We start from the raw sequence: 16,289 nt of genomic DNA, 5'->3' as shown, positions 1-16,289 counted from the left end.
GCGCGCCGCCGCGGCGTCGCCGTTCAACGCACGTGCTCGCCGCGCAACTCCGTCAGCAATGCCACGAGACGATCGATGTGCGCGTCTTCGGTACGCCACGACGACACGCTGATCCGGAACGCCGGCCGCCCTTGCCACACCGTCGCGCCGAACCACACGTCGCCCGATGCCTGCGCAGCCTTGAGGATCGCAGCCGTCTCATCGTCGGTGCCGGCGCGCACGAGCACCTGGTTCAGCACGACGCGGTTCAGCACGTCGTAGCCGGCGGCACGCAGCCCGTCCGCGACGCGCGCCGCCTGCGCGCAATGCCGCTCGACCATCGTGGCCACGCCGGCACGGCCGAGCGAACGCAGTGCGGCCCACACGGGGATGCCGCGCGCGCGTCGCGAGAATTCGAGGTTCAGGTTCTTCTGCGCGTCCTGCGCGCCGCTCAGGTAGACGGCGTCGCTGTTCATCGCGGTCGCGAGCGCGGCCGCGTCGCGGCAGATCACCATCGCGCCGTCGTACGGCGTGTTGAGCCACTTGTGGCCGTCGGTGGTCCAGCTGTCCGCGCCGTCGATGCCGTCCGTCAGCGCGCGCTTCGACGATGCACGCGCCCACAGGCCGAACGCGCCGTCGACGTGCACCCATGCGCCGGCCGCCTTCGCGGGGGGAATCAGCGCCGCGAACGGATCGAACTCGCCGGTGTTCACTTCGCCGGCCTGTACGCAGAGGATCGTCATGTCGTCGAGCGGCGGCATCTGCGCCGGGTCGATGCGGCCGTGCGGGTCGACCGGCGCGACGACGAGGCGCTTCAGCCCGAAACCGAGCACGCGCAGCGCCTTCTTCACCGTGATGTGCGCGAGTTCGGAGATCACGACCTTCACCTCGGGCGCGCCGATCAGGCCGTCCTCGTCGACGTTCCAGCCCTTGCGCGCGAGCAGCGCGCGCCGCGCGGCCACCAGCGCGACGAGCGTGCAGGCCGTCGCGCTGGTGCCGAAGCCGACCGCGCTCCCTTCGGGCAATCCGAGCACGTCGACCACCCAGCGCGCGGCCTGGCGCTCGATCGTCGCGGCCACCGGTGAATTCGCATACGACGATGCGCACTGGTCCCACGCGAGCATCAACCGCTCGGCCGCCGCCGCGGCCGGCAGCGCGGCGCCGATCACGAAGCCGAAGTAGTTCGGTCCGTTCGACGCGACGGTCGCAGGCGTGCCGCGCTCGTCGAGCAGACGCAGGACGTCGTCGGCCGCGCGGCCCGTATCGGGCAGCGGCTCGTCGAACGCCGCAAGGCCGGCCAATGCAGCCGCGTCGGGAAACGCGCGCCGCTCGTTCGTCGCGGCCAGGTACGCGTGCGCGCGCCGGTCGGCGTCGGCCAGCAATGCAAGTTCGTCCATGTCGGTTGCCTTCGTGGGAGTCAGAGTTGCAAAAGATCGCGGCCGAGTTGCTGCAGCGCGCCGTCGATCCGCTTGTAGTACGTGAACTTGCCGACGCGGGTCGCCTGCACGAGCCCGGCATCCGCGAGGATGCGCATGTGGCGCGTGGTCGTGGCCGGCGCGATGCCGAGCTTCTCGGTGATGTACGTGCAGCACACGCCGAGCGCGTCGAAATCGCCGTGCGGCTGTGGCGGGAAATGCTCGCGTGGCTGCTTGAGCCAGCGCATCACGGCCAGGCGGCTTTCGTTGGCCAGTGCGCTGATGCGGGTGACGTCGTCCATGGGTTCGGTTTCATTTAACGTTTTGAATATTAGCCAAATGACGAAATGTGTGCAATCGCGCGAACGCCGGTTTCAACTGGCGGCATCGCGCCGCCGGATCGTCACGCCGGCCTTCGACACGATCGTGGCGAGACACGCGCCGCAACGCGCGGCAGACCGCATGAACCTGCCCGTTACGCCTCGCCCAGCGCCTGCGCCAACCTGTCGATCAGCGCACGCACGCGCCGCGGTTGCACGGCGTTGCCCGGATAGACGATCTGCAAATCGACGTCGCCCGGCGAGAACGCGCGCAGGATCTCGACGAGCGCGCCGGACGCCAGATCCTGCTCGACGTCGACCAGCGACTTCAGCGCGACGCCGTGCCCCGCGACGCACCATGCGCGCACGAGCGCGCCATCATTGGCCACACGGCGGCCGCGCACCGTCACGCGCCGGAGTTCGCCATCGATGCTGAACGGCCATTCGGCATACAGGTCCGGCCCGAAGCGCATCACGATGCAGTCGTGCGCGGCGAGTTCGTCCGGATGCTGCGGCGTGCCGTGCGCCGCGAGATACGCAGGCGACGCGCACACCACGCGCCGCGCCCGGCCGAGCGAACGGCTGCGCAGCGAACTGTCGGCGAGTGTGCCGCGCCGGATCGCGAAATCGAGCCCCTGCCCGACGACATCGACGTAACCGTCGCCGAGATGCAGATCGACCGTGACGCCAGGATGCTCGGCGAGGAACGCGTCGACGACGGGCACCACGCGCTCGCGCCCGAGATCGGCCGGCGCGCTCAGGCGCACGGGCCCGGACAGCGACTGCGCCCCCAGCCGTACGCGGCTTTCGAGTTCATCGGCCTCCGCCAGCAGGCGCCGCGCGCCGTCGACGAGCATGCGGCCTTCGTCGGTCAGGCTGATCGCGCGCGTCGTGCGCGTGAGCAACGCCGCGCCGTAGTGGCGCTCGAGCGCGGTCAGCCGCTCGGACACCGTGGCCGGCGACAGCCCGAACTCTCGGCCCGCCACGGCCAGCCCACCCTTCTCCACGATGCGCAGGAACAGCGCGAGATTATCGAGCAGCATTATTCGCCTCTTCCGAACGATATTTTCGAAGTCTGCCCAATTATCCGGAATATCCACAAGCGATACAGTGTGGCGACCCCTGGCCACGCGGCGCCCCTCGACACTGCGATTACCCAAAGGAAAACCCGCCATGGAATACCGCACCCTCGGCCGCTCCGGCCTCAAGGTTCCCGTCCTGAGCTTCGGCGCCGGCACGTTCGGCGGCACCGGCCCGCTGTTCAGCGCATGGGGCAACACGGGCGTCGACGAAGCGCGCCGCCTGATCGACATCTGCCTCGAGGCCGGCGTCAACCTGTTCGACACGGCCGACGTGTATTCGGACGGCGAATCCGAGCGCGTGCTCGGCGCCGCGATCCAGGGACGCCGCGACCAGGTATTGATCTCGACGAAGACGGGCCTGCCGACCGGCGCCGACCCGAACGACGCGGGCACGTCGCGCGCGCGGCTGGTCCGCGCCGTCGACCACGCGCTGCGCCGCCTCGGCACCGACTACATCGACCTGCTGCAACTCCACGCGTTCGACGCAGGCACGCCGGTCGAGGAAGTGATGTCGACGCTCGACGATCTCGTGCGCGCGGGCAAGCTGCGCTACATCGGCGTGTCGAACTTCGCGGGGTGGCAGATCATGAAATCGCTGGCGCTGGCCGATCAGCACGGCTGGTCGCGTTACGTGGCGAACCAGGTCTACTACTCGCTCGTCGGCCGCGACTACGAATGGGACCTGATGCCGCTCGGCGCCGACCAAGGGCTCGGTGCGCTCGTCTGGAGCCCGCTCGGCTGGGGCCGGCTCACCGGCAAGATCCGGCGCAACGCGCCGCTGCCCGAAGGCAGCCGCCTGCATGAAACGGCCGGCTTCGGGCCGCCGGTCGACGACGCGCGCCTGTACGACGTGGTCGATGCGCTCGACGCGATCGCCGAGGAAACCGGCAAGACCGTACCGCAGATCGCGCTGAACTGGCTGCTGCAGCGCCCGACCGTGTCGTCGGTGATCATCGGCGCGCGCAACGAGGAACAGCTGCGGCAGAACCTCGGCGCGGCCGGCTGGGCACTGACCGATGCGCAGATCGCGAAACTCGACGCGGCGAGCGCGGTGGAAGCACCTTATCCGTACTTCCCGTATCGCCGCCAGCAGGCGTTCGCGCAACTCAATCCGCCGCTGCGCGGGTAAGCGCCGACGGCCGGCGAAGGTGGCCGTGTCGCGCTAGGCGGGCACGCGCGCGTCGACGAGCCGCACGACCTTGTCGGCCGGCCCGATGACCGAGCGCCGGTGCGTGATCGCAACGACCGTGACGTCGCGGGCCAGCAGCCGCACGTGCTCCATGATGTCGCGCTCGGTGGCTTCGTCGAGCGCGGAACTCGCTTCGTCGAGAAACAGCACGGTCGGATCGCCGTACAGCGCGCGGGCAATCGCGATGCGCTGGCGCTCGCCGCCGGACAGCTTCAGCCCGCGGCCCACCGTGGTGCGGAAGCCGTCCGGCAGGCTCTCGATGAACGTCAGGATCGTCGCCTTCGCCGCCGCTTCGCGCAGACGCTGCGCATCGCGTGGCCGGCCGAGCAGGATGTTGTCCTCGAGGCTTTCGTTCAGCAGCACGACATCCTGCGGCACGACGGCGACCGCGCCGTACCAGTCGGCGCGATCGATCGCCGCGAGATCGACACCGTCGACGAGGATGCGCCCGCCGGTCGGCTCGATCGACTTCAGCGCGAGCTTGAAGACGGTGGATTTGCCCGCGCCGGTTTCGCCGACGAGGAACGTGATCGCACCCCGTTCGGCGACGAAGTCGACGTCGGACACGCCGCGGCCGTTGTCGTACGCGTAGGCGACGTGGTCGAACACGATGCGCCCGTCCCGCGGCGCAAACGCCGACACGTGCGACACCTGCCGCTCCTCGGGCGCCGTCCACAGCGCCGCGAACGGCCCGAGCGCCGCGCGGGAGCGTGCGCACTCGGCGACCGCGCGCGCGATGATTTCGAACGGCTGGTTCAGCTGCAGCAGCAACGTGTTGAACAGCACGATGTCGCCGATCGACAGCGCGCCCGCCGCGTGGCGCGGCAGCAGCAGCCAGAACGTCACCATGAACTGGATCGCGAGACCAAGACCCAGCACCGCAAGATAGCGGACATGCTGCAGCACATACGCGCGCCAGCTGTCGCGCACGACGCGCGCTTTCTCCGAGAAACGTTCGCTCATCCAGCGATGGCTACCGAAATGCCGCAGTGTCTCCATCGCATTGATCGCGCCGCCGACGAAGCGCGCATTCTCCTGCCCGGCCTCGATCGCGCGGTCGAGGAACGCGCGCGAGCGCCGCGCGCCAACGATCGCGATCGTCACCGCGACCGCACCGTAGGCGGCGGTGATGGCCACGACCTCGAGGTTGATCAGCGCGCCGAGCGTGACGAGCGTCAGCACGATCTGCAGCGTGCCGGGAATCAGGTCCATCAGGCTCAGCAGCACGAGCACCGACAGCGCCCGGCTGCCGCGCTGGTTCGCATTCTGGATTTCCGCGGGATTGTGCTCGACGAAGAACGCCGTGGTCTTTTTCAGGATGCGCTCGAAAAAGCGCGTGCTGGTGATGAAGCCCAGATTCTCCGAGCTCATGAACGCCAGGTACTGCACCACGCGTTGCAGCGCGCTGGAGAGGCCCAGCAGCACCGCGTAGATCACGAAGCCCGGGATCAGCGCGTGAAGCACGCCGCGGTGCGACAGCGCATCGATCAGGCGCGAGAACAGATAAGGGGCGGCTACCGCGCTCGCGCTCGACAGGACGACGACGGCCACGGCCGTCAGCAACATCAGGCGATCGGCCTTCCAGTAGGCCCGCAGGACCTCGGTGATCGGATGCGACGCACGAGTTTCGTTCATGGCGGGATGAACCGGGCACGGCGCAGCCCGGATGGCGGCGATGGGCGAAAAAGTCTAACAGAGCGAAAGGAATGGCGCGGGGGCATGGTGACGTTGGGGCGGCATGGCGGCGATGTCGCGCGGTTCCCGGAGGCCCGCTCCGTTCAACAGAACCCTTGAGCGGTTGATCACTGCCGTTCCAACGGATGCATGCGAATCCAGGCGCTGCGCCAGAACCGGGGCGACTCGACAGAACGGCGGCGCGCACTCACATTGACATATCGATAAGTCCCGATATCGCGAGTTATCACTTCGTCTTCACGCGACAAAACCGCGGCAAGCTGGATGAGTTGAGTGCATTGATCGAACGCGGTCACCTCCGGCCGCACGTAGGTGCCGTCTATTCCCTTGCCGACATTCCGCTCGCGCATGCCCTGCTGGAGCGTCCCAACAACGGGGTTCGAGGAAAAATCGCGATTGCGGTCGAGCCGTCGGCTTATCCCGAACGTGGTGCGAGATACCAAGGGGCGTGATCTGTTTTTCGCAGGTTGATCGTGCGAGCTGCGCCAACGGCTCAGGGATGCACGGGCTGAACCTTTCAGCCCCACGCGCAGCCGACGTTACCACCGCAGGTTCTGACGGTCAGCCAACCTCACAAGAATCGCGCGGATCGTGGCACCAAGAAAAGCCGTCGTCATGGGCCTACCCATGGGGCCGCGGACTTCCTATCGTAGAGACCTGCGACGCGCCTGCCGGACCGGCGACGCGCGCACTTCTCCTCGACAGGCCCGCCAGCATGAACGCCAACGACACCGGACTGACCGTACGCGCGGTCACGGAAGACGACTACGACCAGTGGCTGCCGCTATGGGACGGCTATAACCGCTTCTACGGCCGCTTCGGCGATACCGCCCTGCCGCTGCGCATCACGCAGCTCACGTGGTGGCGCTTCTTCGACGTCTACGAACCCGTGCATGCGCTCGTCGCCGAACGCACCGGCCGGCTCGTCGGGCTCGTGCATTTCCTGTATCACCGCAGCACGACGCTCGCCGGGCCGACCTGTTACCTGCAGGACCTGTTCACGCTCGACAGCGAGCGCGGCAAGGGCGTCGGCCGCGCGCTGATCGAAGCCGTGTACGACACCGCGCGTGCGCATCGCGCCGAACGCGTGTACTGGCAGACGCACGAAACGAATCACACGGCGATGCGGCTCTACGACACCGTCGCGGAAAAGCCGGGCGCCGTGCTCTACCGGAAAGAATTGTCGCGCTGAGCTGAACGGCGACGCGCGGGCAAGTGCCATCTCGTGGATTGCCCGGCCCGATTGAAGGCCATGATCGCTTCCGGGAACCGCCGCTTCGGCAAACCTTGTCACCCCGGGGATACATGGATCCTCCTTTCGGTCGACTTCCGTGCCCCCCCGGGCGACCCGCTCAAACCGCCGGCCGCGCCTCGATCCACAAAAACAGCGGCACGCGTGAGCAGCGGCATCGCGCAGCCGGTTTCCGTTTCCGGCGGCGACGTTCTACAGTGGCATAAAACGATCCGCGCCGCCGCGCGTCGTCCTCGCTCGGCGATGCGCACCCGATTCCGAGGAAATCCCATGCCGAGCATCCTGGCCGCGCCCGCCAATCTCCCGCCCAGCCCCGTCGCGGCGGAAACGCGCATGGTGCACGACGTCGCCACGCTGAAGCCGTCCGACTATCGGTCGGCGGACGGCGCGTCGTGGGTCATCTCCACCATCACGCCGGCCGCGGACAGCGGCGCGAACGTGACCGGCACGACGTACTTCGACACCGCGAAAGGCCAGACCGTCCCGGTACCCGACGCGCGGCGCCGCTATGCGAATCGCGGCACGTGGCAGGTCGTCGCGAGCTCAAGCCCTGCCGTGCCCGCCACCGGCCGCTACGACTGGCTGACGCTCGCCTGGCTGCCGATCAACCGGCGGCCGCTGCCCCAAACGCCCGAGCACCTGTATTCGCCGTTCATTCGCGGCGGCACGATCGTGTATCGCTGGAATCCGGCGGCGGAAGGCGGCGAACGGTTCGGCAACGTGCGGATGATCTTTCCGGAATGGACGCAGCAGGTGGCCGATGCGTTGCGGGCTGCTCCGGCAGCGTCGCCCGACGAGGCGAGCGCGTCGGCGCTCGATCGCCTGAAAGCGGACACGAATCCGATGACCGCCGTGCTCGACTTCAGCGATGCACTGCGCGATGAACCGGTCGAGCGGATCGTCGTGCGGCTGCCGGAGCTGCTGCGGGTGAAGGACCCGCACGAACTGTCGGCGATCGTGTTCCTGTGCCTGTCCGGATCACGCGCCGAAGACCGGCCGCGCTTCGCCGAAATGATCAATGGCGCGATCGCGTCGACTGACGACAGCGCGCGCCTGCTTGCGATTGCGTATGGCGCATTCGCGGCCGGCCGGGCGCGGCCGTCTCCGTTCAACGATGCGGGGCAGACGGCGCGTATCAACGACGTGTTCGGCGCGTTGAAGCGGCGGACAGCCGCGCTCAACGTGCCGGTTGGGGAAGGGTCGCCCTGGTACGAGTTCTTCACCGCGTATCGGCTCGGCGGTGCGGGGGCCGGCAACGGACCGTGATCGTCCGCAGTAATCAACCCCACGGCAGCAACGCCCGATTGCCAGCCCCCCACGCGCTCGCAACGCGGTCAACCGGCATTCCATTCGCGTACGACATCGCGATCAATAAATCCCGAATCGATTCTCGATCTATTCGACCTTTTGAATTGATTCGTCCGGTGTTAGATTCTCGTCCGGCCGCAGAGCCATTTCAAATAACCCAAACCAAAAAGACCAAATCATGAAATCTGTATTCCGTCATGCCGCTCTGGCACTGGTGACGATCGGCTTCCTGTCGGGCTGCGCGAGCAGCGTGACACGCGACGCCAGCGACCAGCCGGGGGCCATCGCAACTGCATCGACGCCCAAATTCGGCTCGAAACCCGTGATCGTTCAAGTCACGCTCGACAAAGCCGCGCAAGACGCGCTGAAAGACAATCTGAAATTCAGCCCCGAGAACCTGAAAGGGAAAATCGAAAGCGCACTGGCCGCACGCAAGTTGCTGGCAACGGCGGGTTCGACCGATGCGATGCACCTGAACATCGAGGTCAACGGCATTCGCGTGCGCTCGAGCTTCTCGGCAGTGATGTTCGGCTTCATGGCGGGCAACGATCACGTCGACGGCACCGTGACGCTCACCGACGCCGACAATCATCAGATCGACCGCTTCAAGGTGTCGGCTTCGTATGCGCTCGGCGGCCTCGCCGGCGGCATGGACGATACGCGCCTGAACTGGCTGTACGAGAAGTTCACCGAGAAGACGCTGACGACGCTCGATCCGGCGACCGACGCGCAGCAAGCGGACGCAGCGCCAGCCCCGTCGAGAAAGCTGTAATCGCCGACGCCCGACAGGCCACGCATGCACGGCCCGTCGGGCGTCGACCACCGCGCTCGCCGCTGCGACGACGAAGCGCATATCCGGCCCGTGTCGCGTTGATGAACGCGATTCCGCTGACCGTCGGGCCGGTCTGAGTTGCCGCCTGCGCGCCTGAAAATCGCGGCGTCCTGAACCTGCCTCTTTCGTCGAATTCGCAACGAGCCGTTACGTTCCCGGCGGGAACCCCCATACGCGGCGACCTGTCGAATCGCCGACACGACCGTCGACGGCTTCGTCGCCGTGGCGGACAATCCCGTCTCCAGCCCCGCTCGTCCGCACCCTATCCTTCCTCATGCTGAGCATTGGTCCCTTCTCGATCCGCGTCGTCGCGGTAGCCGTCGCGGCACTGCTCGCGTGGCTCGTCGCGCGGCTCATCCAGCGCCGCCCGCCTGATGGACACCACAAGACCGCATCGAGCCTGATCCTCGACACGCTGCTGCTCGGCCTGCTCGCCGCGCGTATCTGCTACGTCGCGCAGTGGCGGCACGAATACGCGGCCGCGCCGCGCTCGATCATCGCGCTGGGCGACGGCGGCTTCGACTGGCGCATCGGCCTCGCGGCCGCGATCGTGTTCGCGGGCTGGCGCCTGCGCCGCCTGCCCGCGCTGCGTCGCCCGGTGATGGCCGGCATGCTCGCGGGCGTTGCCGCATGGGGCATCGCGCAGGGCACGCTCGCCACGTTGCAGCACAGCGCGCCGCCGCTTGCCGCGTTGCGGCTCGAAGCGCTCGACGCCACGCCGGTGCCCGTGCAACGCTTCGCGGGCAAGCCCGTCGTCGTGAACCTGTGGGCGACGTGGTGCCCGCCGTGCCAACGCGAAATGCCGATCCTCGCGCAAGCGCAGCAGGATCATCCCGGGATGACGGTGCTGATGGTCAACCAGGGCGAAGACGCACAAGCGGTGCGCGCGTTCCTTGAACAGAAGGGGCTGCGGTTCGATCACGTGCTGCTCGATCGCACGCTGCACGCGATGCAGACCTACGGTTCGCGCGGGCTGCCGACGACACTCTTCTTCGACGCGAAAGGCAATCTCGTCGAATCGCACATGGGCGAGATCACCGCCGCACGGCTGAAGGATGCCGTGGCGGACCGCTTCGGCCAGTAACGCGCGCCGTCCGAAGGACAGCGGCGCCGCATCGTCACGCCCGAGCCATACGAGAGGCTCCGGAACGTTTCGCTGGAACGGCTGATGCAGACGCCGGCGTCGTCGGGCCAGCATGTGGAAATCGCGGTGCGGCCGGCGGGGCCGCCGCGTTCGGCAGGCATCACGGTGTCGGTCTGACGGCCGGCGGAATGAACGAAACGCGGTGTGTGTAGCGGGCCGGGCCCGGCCGCCGCCGAAGGCCCGTCACGGGCGAGCGGGAGCAACGTACCGGCGCTCCGCGATCACCCTCGATACACCGGCAACCTACCGATCGCCCCGGATTCCGGCGACGCGCCGGAACTGACGGTCAAGGCTGCGAAAACACCATCACGCGCCCTTGCACACGCTGGAGCTTCAGCCAGCCCATGTCGGCGGTGAAACGCAGTTGCTGCAGCGGGAAGTCGAACTGCGCATTCCCGGCGGCGCTCACGACCGCATTGGCGATCCAGCGGATCAGCGCCTTGCCCTCGTCGGTCGTCACGCTGCCATTCTGCACGCCGTAAAAATAGCGGTTCCCGGCGTTGACCTCGTTCTGCAACTGCATCCAGTGCCCCGGCAACCCTTGCAGGGTCTTGAACAGGTCGGCAACCCGTTGCGTCGTGAGACCGCGCGCCCACAGCGCGCCGTTCGCAGCCGGCCGCGCCAGGTTATGACGATCCGCGGCCTGGGCCTGCTCTTTGATCTGTCCCCTCAGAGAATCATCCTTCGTCATGCCACACTCCTCATCGTGATGGGCGCGGGAGAACAGCCTCGCGCGCGACGCATGCACGATACGCCCATTGCGGGAAGTCATCGCCTGTCAGCTATGTCAGGCTTCGCTGTCTGGCGTCTGTCCCCATCACGCGTTCTTCTTCCCCTTCAATACGAACGCAGCCGCCGTACACCCCACCATGGCGACACCCGCGATCAGGAACGTATCGCTGTACGCCATCAGCAGCGCCTCGCGCATCACGCGCTGATTCACGAGCGCGAGGGCCAGCTCGTGCGCGCCGCCGGTCGACGAACCCGGCAACGCATCGGCACGCGGCACGTGCACGCGCGACAGCAACCGCGCCAGCATCGCCATGCGTTCCTGAAAGGCGGCCGAGAACGGCGAAACGGCCTCGCCGATCCGCATCGCGTGCAGTTTCTGCCGCTCGACGACGATCTGGCTCGCCACCGCGATGCCGATCGCGCCGCCAACGTTGCGCACCATGTTGAACACGCCTGATGCCGAACCGAGCTGCGCCTTCTCGATTCCGTCGACGGCCATCACCGACAGCGCGATCACGACCAGCGACTGCCCGATCCCGCGCACGACGAGCGACGGCACGATCACATTCGATGCGGCGTCGGCGCTCAGGTGGATGTTCATCAGGCAGCCTGCCGCGACGAGCGCGAAACCGAGCACGATCGTCGCGCGCGGGCTCGTGCGGCGCATCAGCGGCGGCGTCAGGAACGACATCACGAACTGCACGAGCCCGTACGGGATCATCGCGAGACCGATGTCGCGCGCGCTGTAGCCGTGCAGTTCGGCGAAGTAGTTCGGCACGAGAAACACCACACCGAACACCACCGCGCCGAACAGGAACTGCATCAGGCTCGCGATCCCGAAGTTGTAGCGGCCGAGCAGCCGCAGGTTGATGAACGGCTCCTTGCGCCGCAGCTCGATCGCGACGAACGCCGCGAGCCCCGCCGCCGCGACGATCGACAGCTCGACGATCAGGTCGGACGCGAACCAGTCCTTGCGACCGCCCTCCTCCAGCACCATCTGCAGCGCGCTCAGGCCGAGCGCCATCGTCGCGATCCCGAACCAGTCGGCCTGGCGCAGCTTCGACAACTGCACGGGCACCGGGCGGATCGCCCATGCGATCGCCACGATCAGCGCGATCGCGGGCGGAATCTGCAGATAGAAAATCCAGCGCCACGAATACATGTCGGTAAGCCAGCCGCCGAGCGACGGCCCGGCCGCCTGCGCGACGTTGTTCGCCACCGCGAACAGCGCCATGCCGAACGGATGCTTCGACGGCGGCAGCTCGGTGACGATCAGCTGGAAAGACAGCGGAATCAGCACGCCGCCGAATGCGCCCTGCAGCGCGCGCGCGACGATCATCGACGAGATGTTCGGCGCGACCGAGCACGCGATCGAAAACGCCAGAAACCCCGTTGCGCCGACGAGCAGCACGCGGCGCGCGGAGAACACCTGCACGAGCCAGCCGGTGAGCGGAATCACGACGATCTCGGCGACGAGGTACGCGGTCGAGATCCACGACCCTTCCTCGAAGCTCGCGCCCAGCGAACCGCGGATGTCGGGCAGCGACGCGTTCGTCACGTGCACGTTCATCCCTGCCATGAAGCAGCCGAATACGCCGCCGAGCACCGCGATCCATGCGCGCAGCGATACGGCTTCGTCGTGCGCAGCCTGCGTTGCGGCCGCCGTCACGACCCGGCTCCCGGCGCGCCGCGCGTATCGACGCGCGCGATCACCGACATGCCGGGCCGCAGCACGAGGCCCGGCGGCGGTGCATCGAGGCGGATCTTCACGGGCACGCGCTGCACGACCTTCGTGAAGTTGCCGGTCGCGTTGTCGGGCGGCAGCAGCGCGAATTCGGCGCCCGAGCCCGGCGCGAGCCCGAGCACGCGTCCGTGCAGCGTGCGGCCCGAGTATGTATCGACGTCGATCTCGACTGGCTGCCCGTCATGCATCGCGCCGAGCTGCGTCTCCTTGAAGTTCGCGACGACGTACACGTCGCGCAGCGGCACGACCGCGAGCAGCGGCATCCCGACCTCGACGTACTGGCCCGCGCGCACCGCACGCTGGCCGATCGTGCCGTCGCGCGTCGCGCGGATCACCGTATGTTCGACATCGAGTTGTGCCAGCGCGCGCTTCGCTTGGAACGCCGCAAGCCGTGCACGCGCCTGCTCGATCGCAGCCGCGCTGCGTGGCGGCCGCGGCTTCCTCGGCCCGCAGTGTTGCCTCGGCCGCGGCGACGGCCGCCTGCGCATCGTCAAGCTTCGCGCGATAGTCGCGATCGTCGAGCGTGACGAGCACGTCGCCACGCTTCACCGGCTGGTTGTCGTCGACGGCCACGCGTGCGACATAGCCGGCCACGCGCGGGCTGACGGTCACGATGTCGGCGCGCACGTACGCGTCATCAGTGTGCTCGATGAAGCGGCCCACCGTCCACCAGCGCCAGCCGAACCAGGCCAGCGCGATGACGGTGATGAGGACGCCGGCGGCGATCCAGTGGCGCCGCGCGAAACGGGCGGATTTCTCGGGGACGACTGTGGTGCTCATGATCGGAATCGGAATGGTTGAGTGCGGGCGGAGTCACGAACGGCCGGTTAGGCACGTTCGCAAGCCCGTTATTAGCGTGAACAGGCCTTAACGCTGCCAGCCGCCCCCCAGTGCCTTGAAGACGGCCACCTGATCGAGCGCGACCTGTTGCGTCGATGCGGCCAGCGCGGCATCGACCGCGACGAGGCTGCGCTGCGCGTCGAGCACGCCGAGAAAATCCAGCGCGCCTGCGTCGTAGTTCAGTTCGGCCAGCCGGTAAGCGCGTGCGTGCTCGGCACGCGCGGTGTCGAGCGCGGCCTTGTGGCGCCACTCGGCGCCATAGCGTGCGAGCGCCTGCTCGGTTTCCTTCAGTGCGCGCAGCACTTGCGCATCGAACGACGCACGCGCGGCGGCATCGTCCGCGCGGGCCTGCGCGAGTTGCGCGCGACTCGTTGCAACATTCGGAAAGCGCCAGGTGATCAGCGGCCCGACGCCCCACGCGATCGCGTACTTGTCGCCGAGCGACGACGGATCGCCGGTCGTCGACAGCCAGTTCACCGAACCGCCGAGCACGATCGACGGATACAGCTCGGCCGTCGCGACACCGATCCGTGCGTTCGACGCGGCGAGCCGCCGCTCGCTTTCGCGCAGATCGGGCCGGCGCCGAAGCAGCGCGGCGCCGTCGCCGACCGGAAACGGTCGCGCCAGCGACGGCGTCGCGCGACAGCGCGCGGCCGCGTCGGGAATCGCGCCGGGCGCGTGCCCTGTCAGCACGGCCAGTTCATACAACGCGGCACGGCGCGCGCCTGCGAGCGCGGGCAATTCGGCGCGCGTGTCGTCCGCGAACGCGCGTGATCGCGCGACTTCCAGATCGGACACGAGGCCGTGTGCGCGTTGCCGGGCGGTCAGCGCGGCGAGGCGGTCGGCGATCGCGACCGAGCGCTCGGCCACGTCGATCCGCTCGCCGTACGCGCACGCCTGCGCATAGGCGGCCGTCGTTTCGGCGGCCACCGCGACGCGCATCGCATCCGACGCAGCCTGCACGGCCTCGGAATCGGCACGCGCGGCGTCGACGAGATGGCCGACGCGCCCCCACAGATCGACTTCCCACGACACCGCGAACGACGGCGCGAAACCCCAGCGCGTGCGCGCATCGGTGCCCTTCGCGCTCGCGACGATCTGGTCGGACGCGTGCTTGCCGTAGTCGGCGCCGAAGCCGGCCGACGTATCGGGCAACCGCGCGGCGCCTGCCTCGTCGAGCACGGCCCGCGCACGCGCGACGCGCGCCGCGGCCACCGCGAGATCGCGGTTCTGCGCGAGCGCTTCGCGCACGAGTGCGTCGAGCGCCGGATCGTCGAACAGCTGCCACCAGCGATCGGGCAACGCCCCGCCGGACGCGACAGGTGCATCGGCCGCCGCGTCGAACGGCGCCGTGCGCGCCGCGTCGGCCACCGGCGGACGGTACGGTGCGCCGACCGAGCAGGCGGCAAGCGTCGCGGCGCTCAGCAGCGCGGCAGCAACGGACAAACGGGAGGAAACCGGAGGAAATGGCGAGGCGCGCATCGTGCAATGGCAGTCGAGCAAACGATGGGCCTATGGTAATTTCGACCCATTCGGTCGATCTCGCGCGCAAAGCGCATTCGTCGTCGAGAAATGGACACATGGATCAATTTTTCAGCGCGCTCGAGCACAAGGACAAGCACAAGCAGATCGCCGTCGTCGCGTCCGACGCGGCGGCCGGCATCGCGTATCCGCCGCATTCGCATCGGCATGGCCAGCTGATTCACGCGATTTCCGGCGTGATGCTCGTGCATGCGGACGCCGGCAGTTGGGTCGTGCCGACGGGGCGTGCGGTCTGGGTGCCGGGCGGCACGCAGCACGAGATCCGCATGGCCGGCGACGTGCAGATGCGCACGGTGTTCGTCGCGCACGAAGTGCGGCCGAGCCTGCCACGTGAATGCCGCGTGATCGAGGTCGGCACGTTGCTGCGCGAACTGATCGTGACCGCGAGCGAACTGCCGCCGGATTACGACCTCTCGCATCGCGCGGGCCGCGTGCTCGCGCTGATCCTCGACGAAATCGAGATCGCGCCGCTGCTGTCGCTGCACGTGCCGATGCCGCGCCATCCGGCGCTCGCCGCGCTGTGCACACGGCTCATCAACGAACCGTCATCGGTCGTCACGCTGCAATCGTGGGCGCGCGACGCGCACATGAACGAGCGCACGCTCGCGCGCACCTTCAAGCGCGAAACGGGGATGACGCACGGTGCGTGGTGCCGCCATGCACGCCTGCTGCTGAGCCTGCCGCGCCTCGCCGCCGGCACGCCGATCCTCGAACTCGCGCTCGAACACGGCTACGACAGCCCCAGCGCGTTCGCGGCGATGTTCCGCAAGGCACTCGGCGTGCCGCCGAGCGAGTACTTCCCGCGGCGCTGAACCGTACTGCCCGTATCGCGACGATCGCGCGCCGACGTGCGCACGCACATGGACGCTGACACGCGGTACGTATTCGGCAACGATCGCATTCGAGCCGGCGACGACGGCCGACGTTGCGACATCGCTCGAGATCGCGGTTCGGGAAGGGCCGGGAAAGGGCGGGAATCGGCCTGCTGCCGGCGTGCGTCGCGGACGACGGACTACGTTCAGGCGCGTGGGTGCGTGTACGGCCCGATTGCCGGGCGGAGGAAGTGGGCGTGTTTCTGGCGTATCCGTCGCGCAAGCATCTCGACGCCAAGACGCGCGTGGGTGAATTTCATGAAGACGGAACTGCGCGCCAAGCTTGCCGTCCGTGCGGCAGCAACCGCACGGACGACGACACGGCCGCGCCGGACCTGGCCGG

The 16,289-nt window shown here is 68.1% G+C and carries 13 protein-coding genes and 2 pseudogenes; 7 read left to right on the top strand and 8 right to left on the bottom strand.

The window, feature by feature from the left end:
* Positions 1 to 23: 23 nt before the first annotated feature.
* The 3 genes from HWX39_RS02550 to HWX39_RS02540 all read right to left on the bottom strand — a co-directional run bounded on the left by HWX39_RS02550 (position 24) and on the right by HWX39_RS02540 (position 2,757).
* Positions 24 to 1,376 carry a pyridoxal-dependent decarboxylase gene (locus tag HWX39_RS02550; RefSeq protein ID WP_175965416.1) on the bottom strand — a complete coding sequence of 451 codons (1,353 nt, stop codon included), beginning with the start codon at positions 1,374 to 1,376 and terminating at the stop codon, positions 24 to 26.
* A 20-nt stretch (positions 1,377 to 1,396) separates the two neighbouring features.
* Complete coding sequence (locus tag HWX39_RS02545; RefSeq protein WP_175965415.1) at positions 1,397 to 1,696, bottom strand: helix-turn-helix domain-containing protein; 300 nt, start codon at positions 1,694 to 1,696, stop codon at positions 1,397 to 1,399.
* A 173-nt stretch (positions 1,697 to 1,869) separates the two neighbouring features.
* On the bottom strand, positions 1,870 to 2,757 hold the full coding sequence (locus tag HWX39_RS02540; protein ID WP_175965414.1) for a LysR family transcriptional regulator: 888 nt from the start codon (positions 2,755 to 2,757) through the stop codon (positions 1,870 to 1,872).
* Positions 2,758 to 2,887: 130 nt separating this feature from the next.
* Between HWX39_RS02540 and HWX39_RS02535 the strand changes: the two genes are divergently transcribed.
* The gene (locus HWX39_RS02535; RefSeq protein ID WP_175965413.1) at positions 2,888 to 3,925 is read left to right on the top strand and encodes an aldo/keto reductase; all 1,038 of its coding nucleotides are present in this window, start codon (positions 2,888 to 2,890) and stop codon (positions 3,923 to 3,925) included.
* A 33-nt stretch (positions 3,926 to 3,958) separates the two neighbouring features.
* On the opposite strand, the gene HWX39_RS02530 is transcribed toward HWX39_RS02535, so the two are convergent.
* A complete protein-coding gene (locus HWX39_RS02530; RefSeq protein WP_175965412.1) occupies positions 3,959 to 5,620 on the bottom strand; it encodes an ABC transporter ATP-binding protein in 1,662 nt (553 codons plus the stop codon).
* A 278-nt stretch (positions 5,621 to 5,898) separates the two neighbouring features.
* On the opposite strand from HWX39_RS02530, the pseudogene HWX39_RS02525 reads away from it, so the two are divergent.
* The 5 genes and pseudogenes from HWX39_RS02525 to HWX39_RS02505 form a co-directional block, all read left to right on the top strand.
* Positions 5,899 to 6,132: pseudogene (locus HWX39_RS02525) on the top strand (zinc-binding dehydrogenase); the annotation flags it as partial.
* A 263-nt stretch (positions 6,133 to 6,395) separates the two neighbouring features.
* Complete coding sequence (locus HWX39_RS02520; protein WP_175965411.1) at positions 6,396 to 6,872, top strand: GNAT family N-acetyltransferase; 477 nt, start codon at positions 6,396 to 6,398, stop codon at positions 6,870 to 6,872.
* A 330-nt stretch (positions 6,873 to 7,202) separates the two neighbouring features.
* Positions 7,203 to 8,198, top strand: coding sequence for a hypothetical protein (locus HWX39_RS02515; RefSeq protein WP_175965410.1), 996 nt, complete (start codon positions 7,203 to 7,205; stop codon positions 8,196 to 8,198).
* Between the two features lie 220 nt (positions 8,199 to 8,418).
* A complete protein-coding gene (locus tag HWX39_RS02510; protein WP_175965409.1) occupies positions 8,419 to 9,012 on the top strand; it encodes a DUF4410 domain-containing protein in 594 nt (197 codons plus the stop codon).
* A gap of 334 nt (positions 9,013 to 9,346) precedes the next feature.
* On the top strand, positions 9,347 to 10,156 hold the full coding sequence (locus tag HWX39_RS02505) for a TlpA disulfide reductase family protein (protein ID WP_175965408.1): 810 nt from the start codon (positions 9,347 to 9,349) through the stop codon (positions 10,154 to 10,156).
* A gap of 346 nt (positions 10,157 to 10,502) precedes the next feature.
* Here HWX39_RS02505 and HWX39_RS02500 read toward each other — a convergent pair whose 3' ends face one another.
* The 4 genes and pseudogenes from HWX39_RS02500 to HWX39_RS02485 form a co-directional block, all read right to left on the bottom strand.
* A complete protein-coding gene (locus HWX39_RS02500) occupies positions 10,503 to 10,907 on the bottom strand; it encodes a peptide ABC transporter ATPase (RefSeq protein WP_175956806.1) in 405 nt (134 codons plus the stop codon).
* A gap of 126 nt (positions 10,908 to 11,033) precedes the next feature.
* Complete coding sequence (locus tag HWX39_RS02495) at positions 11,034 to 12,617, bottom strand: DHA2 family efflux MFS transporter permease subunit (protein ID WP_175965407.1); 1,584 nt, start codon at positions 12,615 to 12,617, stop codon at positions 11,034 to 11,036.
* A pseudogene (locus HWX39_RS02490) lies at positions 12,614 to 13,472 on the bottom strand (HlyD family secretion protein). Before HWX39_RS02490 ends, HWX39_RS02495 begins: the two are co-directional and overlap by 4 nt.
* 87 nt (positions 13,473 to 13,559) lie before the next feature.
* Complete coding sequence (locus HWX39_RS02485; protein WP_244134877.1) at positions 13,560 to 14,978, bottom strand: efflux transporter outer membrane subunit; 1,419 nt, start codon at positions 14,976 to 14,978, stop codon at positions 13,560 to 13,562.
* Positions 14,979 to 15,112: 134 nt separating this feature from the next.
* Here HWX39_RS02485 and HWX39_RS02480 point away from each other — a divergent pair, with 134 nt between their 5' ends.
* Positions 15,113 to 15,886, top strand: coding sequence for a helix-turn-helix transcriptional regulator (locus HWX39_RS02480; protein WP_175965405.1), 774 nt, complete (start codon positions 15,113 to 15,115; stop codon positions 15,884 to 15,886).
* The last annotated feature ends 403 nt before the right edge of the window (positions 15,887 to 16,289 follow it).

This window comes from Burkholderia sp. BCC0322 (assembly GCF_902833045.1).
Lineage (GTDB): Bacteria > Pseudomonadota > Gammaproteobacteria > Burkholderiales > Burkholderiaceae > Burkholderia.
Note: the sequence above shows the minus strand (reverse complement) of the source record. Positions and strands in the feature narration are given on the sequence as shown.